General features: G+C 36.1%; 19 protein-coding genes. 10 read left to right on the forward strand and 9 right to left on the reverse strand.

The window, feature by feature from the left end; all coding sequences use genetic code 11:
- Positions 1-45: 45 nt before the first annotated feature.
- Both ATE49_RS15145 and ATE49_RS15150 read left to right on the forward strand, forming a co-directional pair.
- The gene (locus ATE49_RS15145; protein ID WP_065082829.1) at positions 46-1,017 is read left to right on the forward strand and encodes a hypothetical protein; all 972 of its coding nucleotides are present in this window, start codon (positions 46-48) and stop codon (positions 1,015-1,017) included.
- 9 nt (positions 1,018-1,026) lie between these two features.
- A complete protein-coding gene (locus ATE49_RS15150) occupies positions 1,027-3,534 on the forward strand; it encodes a hypothetical protein (RefSeq protein WP_065082830.1) in 2,508 nt (835 codons plus the stop codon).
- 67 nt (positions 3,535-3,601) lie between these two features.
- On the opposite strand, the gene ATE49_RS15155 is transcribed toward ATE49_RS15150, so the two are convergent.
- Both ATE49_RS15155 and ATE49_RS15160 read right to left on the reverse strand, forming a co-directional pair.
- Positions 3,602-4,174 carry a YiiX/YebB-like N1pC/P60 family cysteine hydrolase gene (locus tag ATE49_RS15155; protein ID WP_081278504.1) on the reverse strand — a complete coding sequence of 191 codons (573 nt, stop codon included), beginning with the start codon at positions 4,172-4,174 and terminating at the stop codon, positions 3,602-3,604.
- A 161-nt stretch (positions 4,175-4,335) separates the two neighbouring features.
- Positions 4,336-7,314 carry a glycoside hydrolase domain-containing protein gene (locus ATE49_RS15160; protein ID WP_065082832.1) on the reverse strand — a complete coding sequence of 993 codons (2,979 nt, stop codon included), beginning with the start codon at positions 7,312-7,314 and terminating at the stop codon, positions 4,336-4,338.
- Between the two features lie 167 nt (positions 7,315-7,481).
- Here ATE49_RS15160 and ATE49_RS15165 point away from each other — a divergent pair, with 167 nt between their 5' ends.
- Positions 7,482-8,186 (forward strand): hypothetical protein, encoded by a 705-nt coding sequence (locus ATE49_RS15165; protein ID WP_065082833.1) that lies wholly within the window; start codon positions 7,482-7,484, stop codon positions 8,184-8,186.
- Positions 8,187-8,258: 72 nt separating this feature from the next.
- On the opposite strand, the gene ATE49_RS15170 is transcribed toward ATE49_RS15165, so the two are convergent.
- The 7 genes from ATE49_RS15170 to ATE49_RS15200 all read right to left on the reverse strand — a co-directional run bounded on the left by ATE49_RS15170 (position 8,259) and on the right by ATE49_RS15200 (position 14,564).
- Positions 8,259-9,071, reverse strand: a complete 813-nt coding sequence (locus ATE49_RS15170) for a sterol desaturase family protein (protein ID WP_052669360.1) — start codon at positions 9,069-9,071, stop codon at positions 8,259-8,261.
- Positions 9,072-9,157: 86 nt separating this feature from the next.
- Complete coding sequence (locus ATE49_RS15175; RefSeq protein WP_078793970.1) at positions 9,158-9,976, reverse strand: GLPGLI family protein; 819 nt, start codon at positions 9,974-9,976, stop codon at positions 9,158-9,160.
- 118 nt (positions 9,977-10,094) lie between these two features.
- A complete protein-coding gene (rpsJ, locus tag ATE49_RS15180; protein ID WP_009087374.1) occupies positions 10,095-10,400 on the reverse strand; it encodes a 30S ribosomal protein S10 in 306 nt (101 codons plus the stop codon).
- 18 nt (positions 10,401-10,418) lie between these two features.
- Entirely contained in the window at positions 10,419-12,536 is a 2,118-nt protein-coding gene (gene fusA / locus ATE49_RS15185) for an elongation factor G (RefSeq protein WP_034871611.1), read from the reverse strand.
- An 8-nt stretch (positions 12,537-12,544) separates the two neighbouring features.
- Positions 12,545-13,021, reverse strand: coding sequence for a 30S ribosomal protein S7 (gene rpsG, locus ATE49_RS15190; protein WP_034871612.1), 477 nt, complete (start codon positions 13,019-13,021; stop codon positions 12,545-12,547).
- A 22-nt stretch (positions 13,022-13,043) separates the two neighbouring features.
- The gene (gene rpsL, locus ATE49_RS15195) at positions 13,044-13,451 is read right to left on the reverse strand and encodes a 30S ribosomal protein S12 (protein WP_009087380.1); all 408 of its coding nucleotides are present in this window, start codon (positions 13,449-13,451) and stop codon (positions 13,044-13,046) included.
- Between the two features lie 150 nt (positions 13,452-13,601).
- Entirely contained in the window at positions 13,602-14,564 is a 963-nt protein-coding gene (locus ATE49_RS15200; RefSeq protein ID WP_065082834.1) for a sulfatase-like hydrolase/transferase, read from the reverse strand.
- A gap of 242 nt (positions 14,565-14,806) precedes the next feature.
- Here ATE49_RS15200 and ATE49_RS15205 point away from each other — a divergent pair, with 242 nt between their 5' ends.
- The 7 genes from ATE49_RS15205 to ATE49_RS15230 all read left to right on the forward strand — a co-directional run bounded on the left by ATE49_RS15205 (position 14,807) and on the right by ATE49_RS15230 (position 20,070).
- Complete coding sequence (locus tag ATE49_RS15205) at positions 14,807-15,283, forward strand: Dps family protein (protein WP_065082835.1); 477 nt, start codon at positions 14,807-14,809, stop codon at positions 15,281-15,283.
- A 116-nt stretch (positions 15,284-15,399) separates the two neighbouring features.
- Positions 15,400-16,587: a nicotinate phosphoribosyltransferase gene (gene pncB, locus ATE49_RS15210; protein ID WP_034871615.1), complete on the forward strand. Its 1,188-nt coding sequence runs from the start codon at positions 15,400-15,402 to the stop codon at positions 16,585-16,587.
- A gap of 113 nt (positions 16,588-16,700) precedes the next feature.
- Complete coding sequence (locus tag ATE49_RS15215) at positions 16,701-17,189, forward strand: TspO/MBR family protein (protein ID WP_065082836.1); 489 nt, start codon at positions 16,701-16,703, stop codon at positions 17,187-17,189.
- A gap of 121 nt (positions 17,190-17,310) precedes the next feature.
- Positions 17,311-18,807, forward strand: coding sequence for a DNA recombination protein RmuC (rmuC, locus tag ATE49_RS15220; protein ID WP_065082837.1), 1,497 nt, complete (start codon positions 17,311-17,313; stop codon positions 18,805-18,807).
- Positions 18,808-18,990: a hypothetical protein gene (locus tag ATE49_RS20610; protein ID WP_233174432.1), complete on the forward strand. Its 183-nt coding sequence runs from the start codon at positions 18,808-18,810 to the stop codon at positions 18,988-18,990. It abuts the gene before it with no gap.
- Positions 18,991-19,038: 48 nt separating this feature from the next.
- Positions 19,039-19,233, forward strand: a complete 195-nt coding sequence (locus ATE49_RS20615) for a hypothetical protein (protein ID WP_233174433.1) — start codon at positions 19,039-19,041, stop codon at positions 19,231-19,233.
- Positions 19,234-19,305: 72 nt separating this feature from the next.
- Complete coding sequence (locus ATE49_RS15230) at positions 19,306-20,070, forward strand: TrmH family RNA methyltransferase (RefSeq protein WP_065082838.1); 765 nt, start codon at positions 19,306-19,308, stop codon at positions 20,068-20,070.
- Positions 20,071-20,183 lie beyond the last annotated feature (113 nt).

Consider the following 20,183-nt stretch of genomic DNA (forward strand, 5'->3'; position numbering starts at 1 on the left):
GAATTACAGACCCGGAATACTTATAATAATTCAATACATTTGAGTATGAAAAAAAGTTTACTTCTCCTGTTATTAATATCCTTATTTACATGGTCTTGCAAAAAAGGAGAAAAAAAACATCCATATACTTTCTACTACTGGAGAACTAATTTTGAACTTAATCAGACAGAGAAACAGGCTTTGGAAAAAGCCACTACTCCGATATTGTACACCCGATATTTTGATATTGACAAAGTTAACGGGCGTTTTCAACCCGTGGGTATTCTGACATCTAAACAGAATATTCAGCAAAAAGTAGTTCCTGTTGTTTTTATTATGAACAGAGTGTGGGAAAATATAACACCTGAAGAATTGGACTTTCTTGCAGCAAAGACTAACGAATTCATCCAAAGAGTCAGTAGAGAAAATACTTTTAATAGCATTAACGAAATTCAGATTGACAGTGACTGGACAGCCGGAACTAAAGCCGATTATTTTGCTTTTCTGAAAAAACTAAAACAGGTTTCGGGAAAAGATATTTCGTGTACCATACGCCTTCACCAGGTAAAGGATAAAAAGAATACCGGTATTCCACCCGTAAGCAAAGGCTACCTGATGTGCTACTCTACCTCTTCTCCTCTGGAAGATAAACAGGAAAACTCTATCCTGGATGTTGCGACACTGAAGAATTATCTATCCGGTATAGGTGACTATCCACTAAAACTAGATATTGCTTTGCCTATTTATTCATGGGGTATTGTAACCAACCATTTGGGAAAACATAAACTCATAAACGCTGTATCAGAAGAAAATCTGAAGACCGATCCAAAGTTTAAAAAAGTAGCAGAACATATCTATCAGGTTGAAGAAGATCACTTTTACGAAGGTTTCTACCTGAGTAAAGGCTTTCAGGTCAAAGTAGAAGAAATCTCCCAAAAAGATCTGGATCAGGTAAAAGGCTTCCTGAGCAAAAAATTAAATAACTACAACATTATTTATTATCATTTAGATTCACGATTTTTACACTATCAATACTAAAAACCAATTATGAAAAAGATATTAACTTCCGTTGCACTATGCTTTCTGATGTACAATCAGGCTTCTGCATGTGCCGATTCAGACACAGATGGTATTTATTTCAATCTGTTTGGACAGGAAATTATCCAGCGTCCTGAATACTTTCCGTTTTTGTTGTCATATGATTATGCATATTATGAACCGGAAAGCAAACTGAAAGCAGAAGATGAAAATATAAAAGACTGGGAGAAGTACTTCAACAATCAGCTGTCTTATGAAGAAACCAATGCCCTGGTGAAGGTTGTTGGATTGAAGCATCTGCAAAACTGGAAAAAAGGAGATCTTACACACCAGCTTTCAAAAAAACTGGGAAAAGATTTCTATACCAAATACAGAGACGGACTGGATTACCTGACAAAGGCGAAGGAACTGGAGCCTTATATGTTTGTAAAATATGTTCCGAGCAAAGACTCTTTTTATTCGACACACTCAGAAGGGCAACGTAATGCATCGGATCTGAACTATGCTGCTACTGTAAAATCCTTGCTGGATGGTTATAATACAGCTAAGGGAGCCGATATAAAACTAAGATATGCCTATCAGCTTGTAAGATTTAATCACTATAATTTAAAATTTGATGAAGCGGTTAGGGCATTCAATACCTACGCTGCACCTTTGAAGTTGAAAAATGCAATCTATTGGGATGCACTAGATCAAAAAGCGGGTGCACTAAGAGGATTAAAGAAAAAGGATGAAGCTAACTGGGATTTCTTTCAGGTGTTTATTCATAGAAAAACGAATAAAGAATCTGTTTATTCTTCATTGAAGCTTACAGAAGCCAACGATTTCAAAAGTTTACTGGCAAGAGCCAAGACACCTGAAGAAAAGAACATGGCCTATTTCCTTTTGGCTTATAACGAGTACAACAATCCTGTACCTATTATGGATAAAATGATCGCCAACAATGCTGATTCTGAAATCCTGAAAGTTCTTGCAGTAAGAGGCATCAACCAATTGGAACGAAATTACCTGCCAACGAATATTTATTGTTACGATCTTAACTGCCAGTATAAAACTAACAAACTTCCGTTCTATGGTTCAACATATTTTTATCAGGACAAAGGAGGTGAAAACTTTATAGCAGCATTAGATAAAACTCTGCAAAATGCCAAAGCAAAAAGCCAGGACAAAGCGTTCTGGGATATTTCAATTGCTTATTTGAAATTTTTACAAAGCGACTATGCATCAAGTGTTGCTATCCTGAATAAAATATCTACTTCTAACCCCGAATATCAGCAGCAGATTACAAAAATGAAAATGCTGAATGATATCCTTTCTCAAAAGAAGATAACTCCGGAATTCGAAAACAGCCTGCTTACAAAATACAGTGAGGTTTTTAAAGAAAGCCAAAACACAGATGAAAGATATGCCTGGAGGCATATGCAGACCAGAGATTTCATCATAGATATACTAGCCAACCGCTACTTCATGGAACACCAGGATGCTAAATCTTTCCTACTGAATAATAAGCTTTCTGATCTGCAATATAACCCTAACTCGGATCTGGTAGCCAAAGTTCAGGCATTCTATAAAAAGCCAAATAAAACAGCACTTGAAAAATATATCGCCAAAAGCCTTGACAATGTTGGTGATGTAGATTCTTTCTTCAATATTATCTATGGAGACCGTGCCATGCGTACAGGTGATTTCCAGAAAGCGCTATCTTTCTACCAAAAGTCAAAAAACTTCAAAGGTATTCCAAGAACTGAAGCTATGTATGATGATAAGGGAAATTACCGTTCAAGTCTGATTGTTTATAAATCCGGAGTATACGACGGATACAACAATATTCCGTCATTGGTATTCGGAAGAAATAAATGGGTAAGTTATGAAAGTGCTCCAAATGAAACCATGATCGCAGAAGATACTTCGGCTTTCCCTTTCCTTACCAAAAACATGAATAAAATGCAGCTTACCGAGGCTCTTATACAGCTGAAAAAGATTGGTGAAGGGAATAGTGACAAAGCTAAAATGGCCAATCGTCTGATCGGTAATCTTATGTATAATACTTCTATTTTAGGATATTACCGCCATATTTTTGTAATGGATGTTGATAATGCTAACAGTCAGAAGTTTCATTTCGACAACTCCAAAGGTCAACCTTTCCACTTCTATTATAAGAACTTCCTGGACGCTCACTATGTAGAGCCCGATAATTTCGATATTGCTATCGGCTATTTCCAGAAAGCTTTACAACAGTCGCCAAATAAAGAGGACAAAGCCAAGATTCTCTTCCAAATGGCACAGGCTGAGCAAGGGAAATACTACCAGTGGGAAGCAGCACAAAGTTCGAACACCTCTTACAGTGATAAGGATTATGATGCTAAAATGAAGAAGTTTGATAATATGTTGCTGACAACAAAGAATCAAAAATTCCGAACCTATTTTGCTGAACTGAAAAAGAATTACAATAGCACTTCTACAGTAAAAGCTTTAGAGACTAATTGTCTGTATTTTGATTATTACATGAGTAAGTAATCAAAATACCTCTATAAATAAACATGGCGCTAAGAATCTTAGCGCCATGTTTATTTATATTTATTAATTATTTCTGCTCTCTTATTTTCCCAAGGAACTTTATTTTAGGCGAAGCGGCCATCCCATTGGGATTACATCCAGGCTTACCTTCCGGTACTTCCAGGTTTTGTTTTTTATAAAAAGCTTCCCATGCGACATCGGTTTTACCAGTTTTAGGATTCACAAAGGTCATTGGCTCTAACTGAAAAATAGAATCTCTGGCAAAGCTCCTGTGAACAAAGTCTGAACAGTATAACTGATCATCGGAAAGGATATAACTATAGTTGTATGGTTTTCCCAGCCAGTTTTTAGCAACGCTAATAGCATTGGGAATACTTTTACGATAAGCTGTTCTCAGGCGGTATACATCTACATGGTTGTTATCATTCTGTTCGTCCCGAAGGAAGTGGTCCAGAGGAACTCTTTCAGATCCGTTCCGGGTACCGGCATGCAAAACCCAATAGTCTTTTCCTTCTTTTTCTAACATCCCGACATGGGAATAGTGTGTTGATTTATCTGTCTGAGTCACCCGGTCTATAGCACCTGACAGCGTACTGCCATTGGCCGAAACCAGTAAAAGATCTCCGTTCTCTAACTGCATACCATATTTTGTTGCACAGGATCCTAAAACAAAAAGTATGATCCCTAATAATATTACCTTTAAACTTCTCATTTGCAACGGCAAATATAGCTATTCTGTAAAAAATAAAAACCTTACAGATTTTGTTTCTGTAAGGTTCATAATTTATCTGGTCACATTATTTATTCAATAACCAATAGCCATCCTTTGTTTTGCGCAACCGGAATAGCACCATTTATACCAAATGTTTTAGCTTCCTGGAAGCCTTCAATAGTCTGTGCTTTTATTATCGCTTTCTTAGGATTAATTCCCAGTTTCTTCCAGTCTATATTTAGTTTTACAGAGGTATCACCAGAAGCCCAGCTTGCAAGTGCTACCATAACTTTGTTATCTTTCTTATAAACTGTTGCCAGAACTTCTTTATTGTCAGTTTTTACCGGATTGTTATCTACCCAGTAGCCTATCATTTTAGATCCTTTAATTCCGAAATTGTCCCAAGCCTTCCACAGATGAGTTGGATTACTTTTATCCGACCAGCCTAACCTGTTTGTCATCCCGAAGATCATTCCTCTCCATTGATTTCCGTCATTCTGTAACATTTCTCCCATTAAACCGAAAGGAATACCACTAACTTCTGTAAGGAAAAAATCTGGTTTATTTTTCTCATAATCGAAATACTCCCCAAACCATAATCTGTTCAGGTACGGGAAATGCTCCATATAAAGATTAGCACTGTTGTTGAAGCCGTCTTTATCATTAAACTGATTGGCAGAATGCAGATCTATAATACCCGGATGTCCGTTTTTAGTCATCACTTTTTTTACACGCTTCATCGTTACTCTGTCGAAGGCTACATCATCCAGATAAATTCCGTCAATACCAATATTATCAACCAGCCAGTTCATACCTTCTACGTAGTAATTATGCCAACGGTTCATACCACTATTGATAATAGCTGCATCTTTAAATTCCGGAACATACCATGCGGCAATATAATCGTTGTGAAGATGTTCCTGCAGCCATGAATAACCACCACCCTTTCCGGCAGAAAAAACTTCGTGTCCAAGACTTCTTACAGGATACAGCTCGTACATTCTGTTGGAAACCTCACGGATGGTATTGTAGATTTTCACCTTCAGCCCGCTCTGGTGTGCCTTGCTGATATAATCTTTCATTTCTTTTGTAGCAATGAAAGGGTAATTGATATACGGGTTGATATCAGTACCATGGTGAATATTGATTACGTTGGCACCACTCTCTTTGGCCTTTTCTATCGGAACATATTTATGGTAAAATCTGTTTTCCCATTGCCATTCTGTATTTATAGTATGGAAAGGCGTGATGAGTAAATGGAAGTTATAATACAACTCCTCACCTTTTTTCAGGTTTCGGCTTCCGCTGTAATTATTAACAATTACTCCGGATTTGTCTTCTGTAATATTAATTCCGCCCTTATTATTATTTCCCCATGAACTCGGAAGTATCAGAGGTTTTTGCAAATAGAAATTAGTATTCAGCGGGCGCGAGTATTTTTCATCCCGAAGGCTGAACTGTAGCCCGGCATTTACATTACCCAACCAGGCACCATCCTGATTCTTTTTAGCCACATCCCATTTCCATGAGAAATTTTCAGGACGGTTTCCTCCTTTCTCACCTAGCCCCATCAGGTACCTGGATGCATAAGATGAAAACGGAATCTGCATAGAGATATCCTTTAGCTCTACATCATTCAGCGCCGTTACTTTTACTTTATATTCCATAAAGCCATCAAACTCCAGAGATCCTTCTATTTCCATTTTCAGGTTCTGTCCCTGACTTTGCGAATGCCAACTGTACAATCCTTCTTCTTTTTTGTCCAGCTTAAATTCTGCCTGACCAAACTTCTCGGGAGTTCCGTTAGTATTTACTATATTAAATTTAACTGGTGAAGCCAATACTTCATTAGCTTTTGTGGAGATTTCCGTCATCTCCTGAGTAAAGAATGTCTGTATTTTTGCGGGAAGTCCATCCGGCGAAAGAATTACCTTTCTTCCTAACAGAGAAATTTCACGATTGGCTGTATTATATACTAATGGTGTATAAGGTTTGATTACCGTATTCTCTTGTGCCATGGTAGAGTTAAGCCATGGAAGGCGCGTCATCTTCCAGGGTTCATCATAACCTTTGTGCTGCGCAACGGTACCGGAGATATTAATTTCTACCGGAATATTTTGTGCTGGTGCATTCTCAGGCTGAATAGTTACAACGGCTTTGTAAATCCCGGCAGGAACATCAGCAGGAATATCGAATCCACACCAAATGGGCTGAATATTACCTGGCTTTACATTTACAGCAAACTTAAGAGGTTTTCCTTCATAGCTGGTACCATCTGTATTGATAGAAGTAAAAAGCGATGCACTTATTTTACCTGCAGGGGAAATGAGATTTGTTGCAGTAACTTTTACATTTTTAAGCTCAGTATCTTTTGCCAATACACCCAACTGAAAAGCATAGAACTCTCCTTTGTCAGTCTTTCCGGCAAATTTGCTGTTATCCCTCTTAGGATCTACCCATATCTGTGGAAGTTCATTCATCTTTACCGGATTCTCTCTGGATTCCGGGAATATCAGATAGGCATCGTTTACATGTTTTTTCAGATACTGGTCTATCTCAGTTTTTGAAGCCAGAACTTCCATAGGATTGTTCTCGTTAAATCTGTCTACAGCATCTATCCGCATAAACTTTGCTACCTCACTTCCTTTTACATCCGAAGTACCGGAAACTGTTTTCTTGAGATAAACAGCTTGCGGGTAATTTTCACTGGCCTTCAACTCATAAGGAAGATAATAAATATAGTATGTCCCTTTTCCGGAAACAGGGTCGAAAAGAACTTCTCCCTGCTCTCTGTTGATATTGAGATAAGCACTTACTTCATATTGTTTCTGTGAAGTACTGTCTACTACTAAAATCCGTTGTCCATCTTTTACTTCGGGACTTCTCCACGGAATTATAGCTTTTGCAACTTTAGATTTTCCTTCAAATTTCACAACTGCTCTTTTGTTACCCAATTTATCGGGATTCCAAAGTTCTTTTTGTGGAGGATAAATATGCTGGGCATGTATAGCAATACCCAGAAATGAAAGTACGGACAGCCCTAATTTTTTAGAGTATGCTGTTTTCATAGTTTATGGTTATTTGTTTTATTCTATCAAAAGTACTACTCTTCAATTAATTAACCGTTATAAATTGTGACATTTAATCCCTGAAAACAGGGATTTTAGCAGTTAATATTCTCTAAAATACATTAAATATTGGGGCTTTTCGCTACTTTCACCATATAAAAACAAATATGAAAAATACATTCAGCTTATTATTTTCATTTATTTCTTTATTGGCTTTCTCACAGATGCAAACATATAAATTTGAAAATGCAGTATCCTACAGGATTAAAGACGATTTTTACTCCAATTTTTTAAATATTTTTTCCACATCTGATTATTCAGCTAATCTCTTTGTCGTAGCAACTCCTATGGGAAACACTGCTTCCTTAAATGTAAATAAGCATTTTTATGCGGTATATTCAGATGATGGGAAAGTTTTTAAAATTGCTGTTGAAGACACCTTTGACAGGAACAAGTATAAAAATAATGATGATCCGGATCTTGACTTAACAGATTTTAAAAATACTCTTCTGGTAAAAAGAACAAATAAGAAAGAAACTATAAAATCCAAACAATGTGATGTATATTCTATAATCAGTAAGGATAGTAAAAACAACAATGAAACAGTTTGCATTGATACAACATCCAGATTGAATACTGTTCCTTTTATAATTCCGGCAATAAAAGATTCAGTAAGGGGTTTAGTTTATCGTATTGGCAATAAAATTGAGCTTAATTATTCCGGTACAATTGAGGATATGGAAAAAGATTCTGAAGACGGAAGTGATGGCGAAGTGGCTAAGACAAAGCAAAAAGATCTCGTTATACAGTTTGATGAAAAAGCTGAAATAGAAAACTATAAGAAGGAATACAAAAAAAATAAAGGATTATAACTTTCAAGTTACAATCCTTTATCAGAGAATAATATAATAAAAACAGAATCTGTAAATCAATATAAAATTGATTTAAAAATACTTTTTCTTCAGTTTTCTAAAAGGTAATACAAAAAGTGTTTTGAAATCACTTGTCTCCACTTTCTTTGGATAATAATCCACGCCAAATACAATTTCGTGCGCTTCAGCTCTTCTGTATGTTCCAAAAATCCTATCCCATATAGTCAGAACATCTCCATAGTTGCAATCTGTTAACGGAAGCTTATGATGGTGGTGAACATGATGAAAATTGGGTGTATTGAAAAGCAAACTTACAATACGGTCTGTTTTTTCCGGAAGACGGAAATTGAGATGACTGAAAAGACTAAAAAACAACTGAATAATCTGGCGAAGGATAAGTACCCAAAACAAACTTCCGGAAAGAAATACCCAAAGCAATGTCAGAAGCATTCTTAAAAGATTATCACCGGGATGCTCTCTTAATGTTGTCGATATATCCATGACTTTATCACTATGGTGTACAGCATGAAAACTCCACAATGGCCTTACTTTATGTGCAACAACATGGTAGATATATTCACCAAGATCTAAAAGCAGAAAACTGACCACAAACAATAATACAGGATGACCATCTAAAGGCAAAAGGTAGATAACACCAAAATGATGTAACTGCGTCCATGCAATTGTCTTAACAAACAGTACACTCAGAATAAGTTCTGCAGGCAGGCTGGTAAAAATAAATGGCATGTTGGTAAAGGCATGTTTCCATTTTTTATAATCAAGTCCCGAAGAGATAAAATTTTCAAGATTCCACCCAACAAAAAACAACATGAAGAAAATAGCAATCTGAATCTTTTCTCCGTCTCTTAATAATAATTCTTCCATAGGCTTGCAAAGGTATTTTCCCGTGCTTAAAACCAAATTAAAATACCCTGAAAAAAATATTAAAAAGTGGAGTTATTTATCTCACCCTAATTATATTTAATTGCCTTGTCCAGTTCTATTGGATTATACTCTCTTCTAATCTTCTCCTGCATTTTTACAGAAAGCTCCTTAAACTGCTCTTTTTTAGTAATCCTTATTCCCATTACAGCAGACTGGGACTTTCCCTCTACAAAGTTTTCTCTGGCCCACTGTAGAGGATCATTATATGTTTCTAAAAGTTTTTGCTGATACTTTTCTAATGTAATTGGCACTGGTTTCTTACCATAGGCAGTTTCGAAGAAATTAGTTGTATTGTATGCAGCCTTCTCATTTGTACTTCTCACAAGATTGAAAATGAAGTTATGTCCAGTATCTTCAACTTCAAAAATAAGTCCCGGTAAGCCTCGAAACTTATAAGGTCCTTCATCTATATTTACTTCTTTACAAAACCAGGCAACCCAATTGCGTCCTCCAAATTTTGTAGTAGCTTTTTGTAGCTGGTATCCGTCCTTTATCTTAGTTTCTTTGGTAAGCCTCCAGTCCATCTTGTCAGTACTAGCCAGTGAAAAACTGTTGAAATCTAGTTGTACTCTGCTTATATTATTAAAAGTATTCCTTTTACGCTCCAACATCGGAGCACCTGTATAACCTTCCATCTGCCCACCTTTCATGTTAATAGAATCCATACTTATATATTCATTATCATAAAACTTCACAGTATTCGGTAATACTTCCAGAATCATTTTTACTTCATCATAATGGCTACTCAAAGAATCTGATTTGTATTTGTACTGGTAAATAAACTTATGTACCTGCCCTTGCATAACTGAAACGCAGAAACTTAGAATGAGAAGAATATATTTCATATATGTATATTATTTCTCTAAAATTAGAGAAAAATTTTATCGTGGCAACAGTACATAAAAAAACACCACATTCTTTCGAATGTGGTGTTTCTATTATCACGGCAAAGTATGCACGTTATCACACTTTAATTTCTACGTCTACACCGCTAGGAAGTTCTAACTTCATTAGAGCATCCACAGTTTTAGAAGAAGAAGAATAGATATCCATCAATCTCTTATGAGCAGAAAGTTGGAACTGTTCTCTTGATTTCTTGTTTACGTGTGGAGATCTCAACACAGTGAAGATTCTTTTATTTGTTGGTAAAGGGATAGGCCCGTTTACGATAGCCCCTGTAGCCTTTACTGTTTTTACGATTTTCTCAGCAGATTTATCAACTAAGTTGTAATCGTAAGATTTTAGCTTTATTCTGATTCGTTGTGACATTTTTAATCTAATTTAAAATTAACCTCTAGCTTTTGCGATTACATCCTCAGCAACATTGCTTGGAGCTGGTTCGTATTTCTCAAATTCCATAGAAGAAGTAGCTCTACCAGAAGATAATGTTCTTAATGAAGTTACATAACCGAACATTTCTGATAATGGAACGAATGCTTTGATAACTTTAGCGTTATTTCTGTCATCCATACCGTTTACTGTACCTCTTCTTCTGTTAAGGTCACCTACGATGTCCCCCATGTACTCCTCAGGAGTTACAACTTCAAGTTTCATAATAGGCTCCATGATTACAGGCTTAGCAGCTCTACCAGCTTCTTTGAAACCTAGCTTCGCAGCTAATTCGAAAGATAACTGATCGGAGTCAACCGGGTGGAAAGATCCATCCTTAAGAGTTACTTTGATACCTTCAATTTCGAATCCAGCTAAAGGACCATTTTTCATAGCCTCTTTGAAACCTTTTTCTACAGAAGGAACAAATTCTCTTGGAATGTTACCACCTTTAATTTCGTTGATGAATTCAAGACCTAACTTACCTTCTTCTGCAGGACCGATTTCGAATACGATATCTGCGAATTTACCACGACCACCAGTTTGTTTTTTGTAAACTTCTCTGTGGTTAGCAGTAGCAGTAAGAGATTCTTTGTACTCAACCTGAGGCTGACCTTGGTTAACTTCAACTTTGAATTCTCTTCTTAAACGGTCTACAATGATATCTAAGTGAAGCTCACCCATACCAGAGATAATAGTTTGGCCAGAAGCCTCATCAGTTTTAACCTGGAAAGTTGGATCTTCTTCAGCAAGCTTAGCTAATGCGTTACCAAGTTTATCCTGGTCTGCTTTAGTTTTAGGCTCAACAGCGATACCGATTACCGGATCTGGGAAGATCATAGATTCAAGAACGATAGGGTTCTTTTCATCAGATAGAGTATCACCAGTTTTAATATCCTTGAAACCTACAGCTGCACCAATATCTCCTGCCTCGATATACTCAACAGGGTTTTGCTTGTTAGCGTGCATCTGATAGATTCTTGAAATTCTTTCTTTGTTACCAGATCTTGTGTTAAGAACATAAGAACCTGCATCTAGTCTACCAGAGTAAGCTCTGAAGAATGCTAAACGACCTACGAATGGGTCAGTAGCAATTTTAAATGCTAAAGCTGCGAATGGTTCTTTAACGTCTGGTTTTCTTGTAATTTCTTCATCAGTTCTTGGGTCTGTACCTTTGATATCGTCTTTATCCATTGGAGAAGGAAGATATTTACATACAGCATCCAGCATGAACTGAACACCTTTATTTTTGAAAGATGATCCACAAGTCATTGGGATAATAGAAAGATCAATTGTAGCTTTTCTTAAAGCTTCGTTGATTTCGTCCTCAGAGATTGAATCTGGATCTTCGAAGAATTTCTCCATCAAAGTCTCATCATAGTCAGCAACAGCTTCAACTAATTTCTCTCTGTATTCAAGAACTTCAGCTTTCATATCCTCAGGAATTGGAACTACTTCGAAAGTAGCACCTTGTCCAGCCTCATCCCATACAATTGCTCTGTTCTTAATAAGGTCTACAACACCTTTGAAGTCTTCTTCAGCACCGATAGGTAATACAATTGGAACTGCGTTAGATCCTAACATATCTTTAACCTGGTTTACCACGTTAAGGAAGTCAGCACCTTGTCTGTCCATTTTGTTTACGAATCCCATTCTAGCAACTTTGTAGTTGTCAGCAAGTCTCCAGTTGGTTTCTGACTGAGGCTCTACTCCGTCTACTGCAGAGAATAAGAATACTAAACCATCTAATACTCTTAAAGAACGGTTTACTTCTACTGTGAAGTCAACGTGTCCTGGTGTATCGATGATGTTGAAGTGGTATCCTTTAGTTTCTGGTAAAGATTTACCTTGGTCTGTAGGGAAGTTCCAGCTACAAGTTGTAGCAGCAGAAGTAATAGTAATACCTCTTTCAGCTTCCTGCTCCATCCAGTCCATGGTAGAAGCACCTTCGTGAACTTCACCAATCTTGTGAGTTTTTCCTGTATAGAAAAGGATACGCTCAGTTGTAGTAGTTTTACCAGCATCGATGTGTGCAGCGATACCAATATTTCTTGTGTATTTAAGATCTCTACTCATCTTACAAATTAAAATTTAAAGTGTGAGAATGCTTTGTTAGCCTCAGCCATTTTGTGCGTATCTGTCTTTTTCTTAACAGCAGCACCTTCTTCTTTAGCAGCAGCAACAATCTCTGCAGCTAATTTCTGAGCCATAGACTTATCATTTCTGGCAGTAGCATACTTAATTAACCACTTCATTGCCATAGAGATTTTTCTATCTGCACGGATAGGCATTGGAATTTGGAAGTTAGCTCCTCCAACTCTTCTAGATCTTACCTCTACGTGTGGCATTACGTTAGTTAACGCATCTTTCCAAATTTCAAGGGAAGTTTTTTCCTGATCTTCTTTCTTCTTTTCAACGATTTCTAATGCATCATAGAAAATTCTGAAAGCGATAGACTTCTTACCGTCTAACATCAGGTTATTTACAAATCTTGTTACCAATTGATCATTAAACTTTGGATCTGGTAGCAAAGGTCTTTTTTTAGCTTTTGTCTTTCTCATTGTACTGTTCCTAATTTAATGATTACTTTTTCTTACCTGTAGCTGCAGGCGCTTGTCCTGGTTTAGGTCTCTTAGCTCCGTACTTAGATCTTCTCTGAAGTCTTCCGTTAACTCCCGCAGTATCTAAAGCACCACGTACAATGTGATATCTAACTCCCGGTAGGTCTTTCACCCTTCCGCCTCTTACCAATACTATCGAGTGCTCTTGAAGATTATGTCCTTCTCCCGGGATGTAGGCGTTAACCTCTTTACCATTAGAAAGTCTAACTCTCGCAACTTTTCTCAAAGCTGAGTTAGGTTTCTTAGGCGTGGTTGTATATACTCTCGTACATACGCCTCTTCTTTGTGGACATGATTCCAAAGCAGCCGATTTACTCTTCTTAGTAAGCGTGGCTCTTCCTTTTCTAACTAATTGTTGAATAGTAGGCATGTAATTGCTTTATTATTTTTTATTTGAGGATGCAAAAATATAAATTATTTTTTGATTTACAAACAATTATGTTTTTATTTCGTGCAGAAAAATCAGTATTAAAATTTGTAAACCATATCATTACAATTCTAAAGCTCATTATTTCTTCACTTATTTAAATACATCTTTTATTACTTTTCCTTTTGAATATTGCAGCGGAAATTGCAGAAGTTCTGCAATCGTATTTGCAATATCTATTTGCTCGTAGTTACCCGTATTAATGGTAGCATTCTTTTTAAAATCCGGACCCATTGCAAAAAATTCAATATGTCTGCAACCCGCACAATCATCTCCATGATTCTGGAATCCACCCTTAGTATCAATGTGCCTTCCGTGATCATTACTTACAATTAATGTGGTCTTATCTTTATATGAAGGCAAAGATTGGATATAATCCCATATTTCTTTAATTGAAGCATCTGTTGTTTTTATAGCCTTAATATATTCCTTCCAATTATTATTGTGCCCATAGGAATCTACATCTTTCAGATTTATAACAATAATATTAGGGCTATACTTTTTCATTACCTCTTTTGTATTCGCTACAGTTACAGCATCATCACGATAGTCGGATCCATTACCACTAATACCACAATCTGCACTAGGTTGAAACTTATCTTTCCAACCATCAAGCTTGCAATTATTCAGGACTTCAAGTTTGTCTTTAGAAGCAATCACCCAAGCTTTAGTCTTATCCGCTCCAGTATACTTCAGCCACTGCTGCATTACTGACGGAAAGCCTGGCAGCTCTTTCCCATTATTTTGGATGGACTCATAGACTCCACTACACATTGCACTATGCCCCGGATTGGTATTGGTTGTACCATTATTTTTGAAGTCACTGATAAAAACTCCCTGTTGTAAAAGATTTACTCTGTTCGGAATATTTTCTTTATTGGCAGCCTCCCAGGTCTCGGAGATACGGGGACCATCTACTACAAGCAGGACAACATTTTTAGTCTGGTACTTTTCTGCCACCTTTTGAGCGGACTCAAATGACTCATTATTATTATCATTACATGAAAATGATAACAACAATGAAATAAGAGGAAATAGCAATGTAAATTTCTTCATTATAAAATATTTTGTGATTGGTGTTTTATATGACCGCAAAAATAACCTTCCTCTCCTGTTAAGACGATGAACATAATATTACAGAATCATTAAAAGTATTTAACACACTTTTTCATAATTATCCACTGCAACTTTCAATGTTTATCTTTTAGTTAGATTTAATCTATCAAAATTAAACAAGTCAATAGTTTTAATTTATTAAATTTGTATATCGAAATATTAACATTAATAAAATAATACAAATGAAAAATTCTAATTTAATAGGACTAAAAGCTGAAAATTGCAAGAACATTGCTGAAAAACTAAATGTTTTATTGTCTAATTATTCAATATTTTATCAGAATACACGTGGAGCGCACTGGAATATAAAAGGTGATTTATTCTTCACACTTCACCCAAAATTCGAGGAACTATACAACAGCCTTATATTAAAGATTGATGAAATTGCTGAAAGAATTCTTACACTAGGTGCACAACCACAGCATAATTATTCATTCTATATTAAAAACTCATCTATTAAAGAGAGCAACGAAGTAAGCGATGGCCGCAAATGTGTTGAAGACATTCTTGTTTCTTTCAAAAAGATTATTGAACTTCAGAGAGAATTGCTAGACATTACAGACGAAGCAGGTGACGAAGGCACAAACTCTTTAATGAGCGATTATATTACAGAACAGGAAAAAGAAGTATGGATGTACAGCTCTTTCCTTGGAAAATAAACCCATTCTATATCATATAATATATAGAACAAAGCAGCCTCTTGATTTTAAAGAGGCTGCTTTTTATTTCTATAATCTTTCATCTATCTTCCTTATATTAGCATAAATAAACGAAGATGTTAGAAGATCATAACGTAAGATTGGTTTCCCTATTAGATAATGATTTTTACAAATTCACCATGCAATGTGCTGTTGTAAAGCTGTTTCCAAGTGAAGTTGTAAAATATGATTTTATAAATCGTGGTAAACACGAATATCCTGAAGGCTTTGCGGACGAGCTAAAAAAAGCTGTCAATGCAATGTCTCAACTAAGGCTTACCAAAGAAGAAAAACAATTCTTAAAAAAAACATGTCCATATCTGGACCTACCCTATATAGACTTTCTGGAAGGCTATCGCTACGACCCATCCGAAGTACACATTAAACAAGAAGGAACAAGCCTGGAGGTACAGGTTTCAGGATTATGGTACCGGACAATCTTGTGGGAAGTTCCTTTATTATGTTTGATCAGTGAGCTTTATTACTCGATGAAAGGCCTTCAAAGAGAAGATGACGAAACAATCATCCAGAAGACTATAGAGAAAGAGAAAAAGTTCAAAACACTTCAGGTTCCTTTTGCAGAATTCGGAACGAGAAGAAGACACTCTTACAGGGTACACCGATTGGTTATGCAGGCACTTACATCGATGGAAGACTCTACCTTTACAGGATCTTCCAATGTACACATGGCTATGCTGTACAATGTAAAACCAATTGGCACACATGCCCACGAATGGTTTATGTTCCATGCAGCAGAATATGGTTTCAAGATGGCCAATTCTCTTTCCCTGGAACACTGGGTGGATGTTTACCGTGGTGATCTGGGAGTTGCTCTTTCCGACACTTACACTACAGATGTATTCTTTCAGCAGTTCGATAAAAAATTTGCAAAACTATTCGATGGCGTAAGACACGACAGTGGAGATCCTATTGAATTTGCTAACAAAACTATAGAACATTATAAAAAGCACGGCATCAATCCATTATTTAAATACATTATTTTCTCTGATGCCCTGAACCCTGAGAAAGTTGAAGAAATCACTAAAGCCTGCCGTGGCAGAATTGGCATTTCTTTCGGTATCGGAACCAATCTGACTAACGACGTTGGTCTTGCGCCAAGCAACATCGTAATGAAGCTTATCAGTGTAAAAGGAATTAACAACGAATGGATTCCAACCGTAAAACTTTCTGATGAGAAGGGTAAATATACCGGAGATCCTAAAATGATAGAACTTGCCAAAGAATTTCTTCAGATAAGAGATTAGCAGAGTCTACACTTTCATTTGCATCAAAAAATTATAAAAAATAGTTAAAGAAAATCCTTAGTGATTTTCTTTTCTATTTTTGAGTAAATTTGCACAACCAAAGAGAAGAGCACATGAAAAGACAAATTGACTGGAAGGCTTTAGCTGCATGTATATCCTTTCATGTATTTGTATTTTTCATTATACACGCTTTAACGCCTGCCAACTCATTCAATGTATGGTACAATCATTTGGACAAACCTCTTTTCACTCCGCCATCTAATTTTCTATTCCGGACTATATTTTTAATGTATTTCCTTTCCGGCATTGCATTTTATTTCATCTGGAAAGCCAAAGAGAATCGTTTCAAACATCGCCAGAAAGCGCTTACCTATTATTATATCATTTTCGTACTCATATCTTTATGGTTCATTATTTTCTTTAACTTCAAATTATTAGATCTTGCAGTTATCGTAAATATTATAACATGGGTATTGACCATAATTTTATTCTTTCTCTTCAAGCGAGTTTCTAAAACGGCAAGCTACCTCATACTTCCCACTTTATTATGGGATACTTTCAATATGGTTTTAGCCTGGGGATTCTGGCAGCTAAATCATTAAATATTTTTTCTTTTCTTTCTTCTTAATTATCAGCAGATAAACCATTATTTTACGGTTTCCAGTAAAGAATACCTTTATAATTAGTTTTATATTGCCACACAATATTTTGTAATTTTGAAAGATGGAAATAACCTATTTACTTATTGGATTTATTGTTGGCGGAGTTATTGGTGCTGTAATTTTGTATTTTATTTCAAAATCATCTTCCATTTCCAGAAACTCATACAATGAATTAAACAATTCATACATTAAAAGTGTATCAGACCTGGAAAACCTTAATCTGAAAAATCAGGAACTAGCACTGATTATTAATAAAGAAAAGGAACTTAGCCAGCAGCAGTCAGATCTATTAAGCGATCTGAAAAACGAGTTTGCAAAAATATCAGCTGAATATTCGGCTCTTAACTCTCAATCTCAGGAGCAAAAACAAATAAACACAAAACAGGTATCTCAGATTGAAAACCTTATATCCGATAAACAAACATTATTTGCAAAAAATTCTGAATTATCTGCTATTAATGAAAGTTTACAGAAATCTCTTGAAACCCAAAAAGAAGAGGTAACTAAAATTCAGGAAGAAGCAAAACTTCAATTTGAAAACCTGGCCAATAAAATTCTGGAAGAAAAAACTGAGAAATTCACCACTCTTAATCAGAACAACCTTAAAACAATTTTAGAACCCTTCCAAGAGAAGATTGCTGAACTAAAAAACAGAGTCAATGAAGCTTATGAAAAGGAAAATAAGGAGCGTTTTTCATTAGCAGAAAAGGTAAGAGAACTCGCGGAACTAAATCAGCAAATCTCTGAAGATGCAAAAAAGCTGACAAGAGCCTTGAAAGGAGAAAGCAAAACCCAGGGAAATTGGGGAGAAATGATTCTGGAAAGCATCCTGGAAAAATCCGGACTGGTAAAAGGAAGGGAATATTATCTTGAACACGAACTCCGCGACGAAAACAACAAGGCTATCTATTCTGAATTCTCCGGAAAAAAAATGCGTCCGGATGCTGTTGTGAAATACCCTGATGAAAGGAATGTAATTATAGATTCCAAAGTTTCTCTAACAGCCTTCACTGAGCTTGTAGATGAAACTGATCCTGAAATCTATGCAATAAAACTCAACCAGCATTTAGCATCCATTAAAAACCATATCCAGCAGCTTAGCCAGAAAGCCTATGATGATTATGGAAAATCTCTGGACTTCGTCATGATGTTTATCCCTAGTGAGCCAGCCTATATTGCAGCAATGCAGGCAGATCAGAATCTATGGAATTATGCCTATGAAAGGAGAATTCTATTACTGAATCCAAGCAATCTTATTACTTCTCTTAAGCTGATTGCTGATCTGTGGAAACGGGAATACCAAAACAGAAATACAATGGAGATTGCCGACAGAGGCGCTAAATTATATGATAAATTTGTAGGCTTTGTAGAGAATTTAGAGAAAGTAGGAAAAGGCCTTGATCAGGCTAAAAATGCATATACAGATGCTTATAAACAGCTTTCCACAGGAAATGATAACCTTGTAATACAAACTCAAAAGTTAAGAGCACTGGGAATAAAAAGCAAAAAAGAACTTCCACAAAATCTTATTGAAAACAGTGAAAGTATCGAGGAATAAATGAAACCACAAAGCCTGGCACCTATCATAAGTATAGCGCTATTTCTTACATCATTAACACAGACTGCTGTTAATATGGATAGTGACTATATGCTTTCTATAGCATGCCTGCTGTTAGGCTGGGCCGAAATTTTTGAAGGAGGAATTGCCTGGCTGGCAAATCCTCTTTTGTTTATTTCATGATTACTTCTTCTTATAAAACAACCTAAAATATCTACACCATTAAGTCTAATGGCTTTTCTTTTAAGCCTTTCTTACCTTTACGCCAGCACTATTACCGTTAATGAAGGTGGTGGCAAAGCCGCAATCACCTCTTATGGCTTAGGATATTATCTATGGCTGGCAAGCAGCATTTCTCTGTTCATTGGAAACCTCTGGACAATGATATCATACAGAAGATCTGTATCAGAGAAATCATCTGTATAAAAAAATCATTATCCTGCTTTATGAAACAGTAATGAAATCTTTCTAATGATAAATTTTGCCTAGTTTTGCAAAATGCAAATAGAAAGTATACAGAACGATAAAATAAAGAAATTAACCAGACTGATGTCCAAAAACAATGAACGCCGTAAAAGTGGCATTTTCATTGTAGAAGGTGTTCAGGAAAACGAAAGAGCTATTCAGTTTGGCTATACTCCTACAGAATTCTTTATCTGTAACGATATATTCCAAGGAACCATCCCTTCTGCCGTAATTAATAATGTTTCTGCAAAGGTTTATGAAGCAATTGCATACCGAGGAACTTCAGAAGGTATTATTGGAGTTTATCAGGAAAAACAAAAATCATTAGAACATTTTACTCCAAAACCTAATTCCGGAATTATCCTTCTGGAAAGTGTAGAAAAGCCTGGTAATCTTGGCGCTGTACTGAGAAGCTGTGAAGCTTTTGGAATTGACGCTATCATCATTACCGATCCTAAAACCGATTTTTATAATCCAAACGTAATACGCTCCAGTGTTGGCTGTTTGTTCGGAATGAACTTCTTCCAGACAGATAATGAATCGGCTATGGATTTCTTTAAACAGCACAATTATCAGATTATCACAACATTTATGGATGACAACACCAAACAGATCCAGAATGCTGATTTTAATAAGAAGACAGTTGCTTGCTTTGGCACAGAACATTCCGGATTAAGCGATTTCTGGAAAGATAAAGGCAGTAATTACCTGATCCCGATGACAGGCAGCATAGATTCTCTTAACCTGAGTAATGCTGTAGCAATTACATGCTATGAAATCCTGAGACAAAAGATATAAGAATCCTCTACAGAATAATAAAAATCCCTTAATATATTTAAGGGATTTTTTACATTATAATCTAATGCATAAAAAAAACCGCTCAATGAGCGGCTTAATAATTATCTTTGTGA

Source organism: Elizabethkingia miricola, assembly GCF_001675285.1.
GTDB lineage: Bacteria > Bacteroidota > Bacteroidia > Flavobacteriales > Weeksellaceae > Elizabethkingia > Elizabethkingia miricola.

Excerpts from the sequence above, each read along its gene's own strand:
- ATE49_RS15145 (WP_065082829.1), top strand. The coding sequence starts at position 46 with ATGAAAAAAAGTTTACTTCTCCTGTTATTAATATCCTTATTTACATGG.
- ATE49_RS15150 (WP_065082830.1), top strand. The coding sequence starts at position 1,027 with ATGAAAAAGATATTAACTTCCGTTGCACTATGCTTTCTGATGTACAAT.
- ATE49_RS15155 (WP_081278504.1), bottom strand. The coding sequence starts at position 4,174 with ATGCAGTTAGAGAACGGAGATCTTTTACTGGTTTCGGCCAATGGCAGT.
- ATE49_RS15160 (WP_065082832.1), bottom strand. The coding sequence starts at position 7,314 with ATGAAAACAGCATACTCTAAAAAATTAGGGCTGTCCGTACTTTCATTT.
- ATE49_RS15165 (WP_065082833.1), top strand. The coding sequence starts at position 7,482 with ATGAAAAATACATTCAGCTTATTATTTTCATTTATTTCTTTATTGGCT.
- ATE49_RS15170 (WP_052669360.1), bottom strand. The coding sequence starts at position 9,071 with ATGGAAGAATTATTATTAAGAGACGGAGAAAAGATTCAGATTGCTATT.
- ATE49_RS15175 (WP_078793970.1), bottom strand. The coding sequence starts at position 9,976 with ATGAAATATATTCTTCTCATTCTAAGTTTCTGCGTTTCAGTTATGCAA.
- rpsJ (WP_009087374.1), bottom strand. The coding sequence starts at position 10,400 with ATGTCACAACGAATCAGAATAAAGCTAAAATCTTACGATTACAACTTA.
- fusA (WP_034871611.1), bottom strand. The coding sequence starts at position 12,536 with ATGAGTAGAGATCTTAAATACACAAGAAATATTGGTATCGCTGCACAC.
- rpsG (WP_034871612.1), bottom strand. The coding sequence starts at position 13,021 with ATGAGAAAGACAAAAGCTAAAAAAAGACCTTTGCTACCAGATCCAAAG.
- rpsL (WP_009087380.1), bottom strand. The coding sequence starts at position 13,451 with ATGCCTACTATTCAACAATTAGTTAGAAAAGGAAGAGCCACGCTTACT.
- ATE49_RS15200 (WP_065082834.1), bottom strand. The coding sequence starts at position 14,564 with ATGAAGAAATTTACATTGCTATTTCCTCTTATTTCATTGTTGTTATCA.
- ATE49_RS15205 (WP_065082835.1), top strand. The coding sequence starts at position 14,807 with ATGAAAAATTCTAATTTAATAGGACTAAAAGCTGAAAATTGCAAGAAC.
- pncB (WP_034871615.1), top strand. The coding sequence starts at position 15,400 with ATGTTAGAAGATCATAACGTAAGATTGGTTTCCCTATTAGATAATGAT.
- ATE49_RS15215 (WP_065082836.1), top strand. The coding sequence starts at position 16,701 with ATGAAAAGACAAATTGACTGGAAGGCTTTAGCTGCATGTATATCCTTT.
- rmuC (WP_065082837.1), top strand. The coding sequence starts at position 17,311 with ATGGAAATAACCTATTTACTTATTGGATTTATTGTTGGCGGAGTTATT.
- ATE49_RS20610 (WP_233174432.1), top strand. The coding sequence starts at position 18,808 with ATGAAACCACAAAGCCTGGCACCTATCATAAGTATAGCGCTATTTCTT.
- ATE49_RS20615 (WP_233174433.1), top strand. The coding sequence starts at position 19,039 with ATGGCTTTTCTTTTAAGCCTTTCTTACCTTTACGCCAGCACTATTACC.
- ATE49_RS15230 (WP_065082838.1), top strand. The coding sequence starts at position 19,306 with ATGCAAATAGAAAGTATACAGAACGATAAAATAAAGAAATTAACCAGA.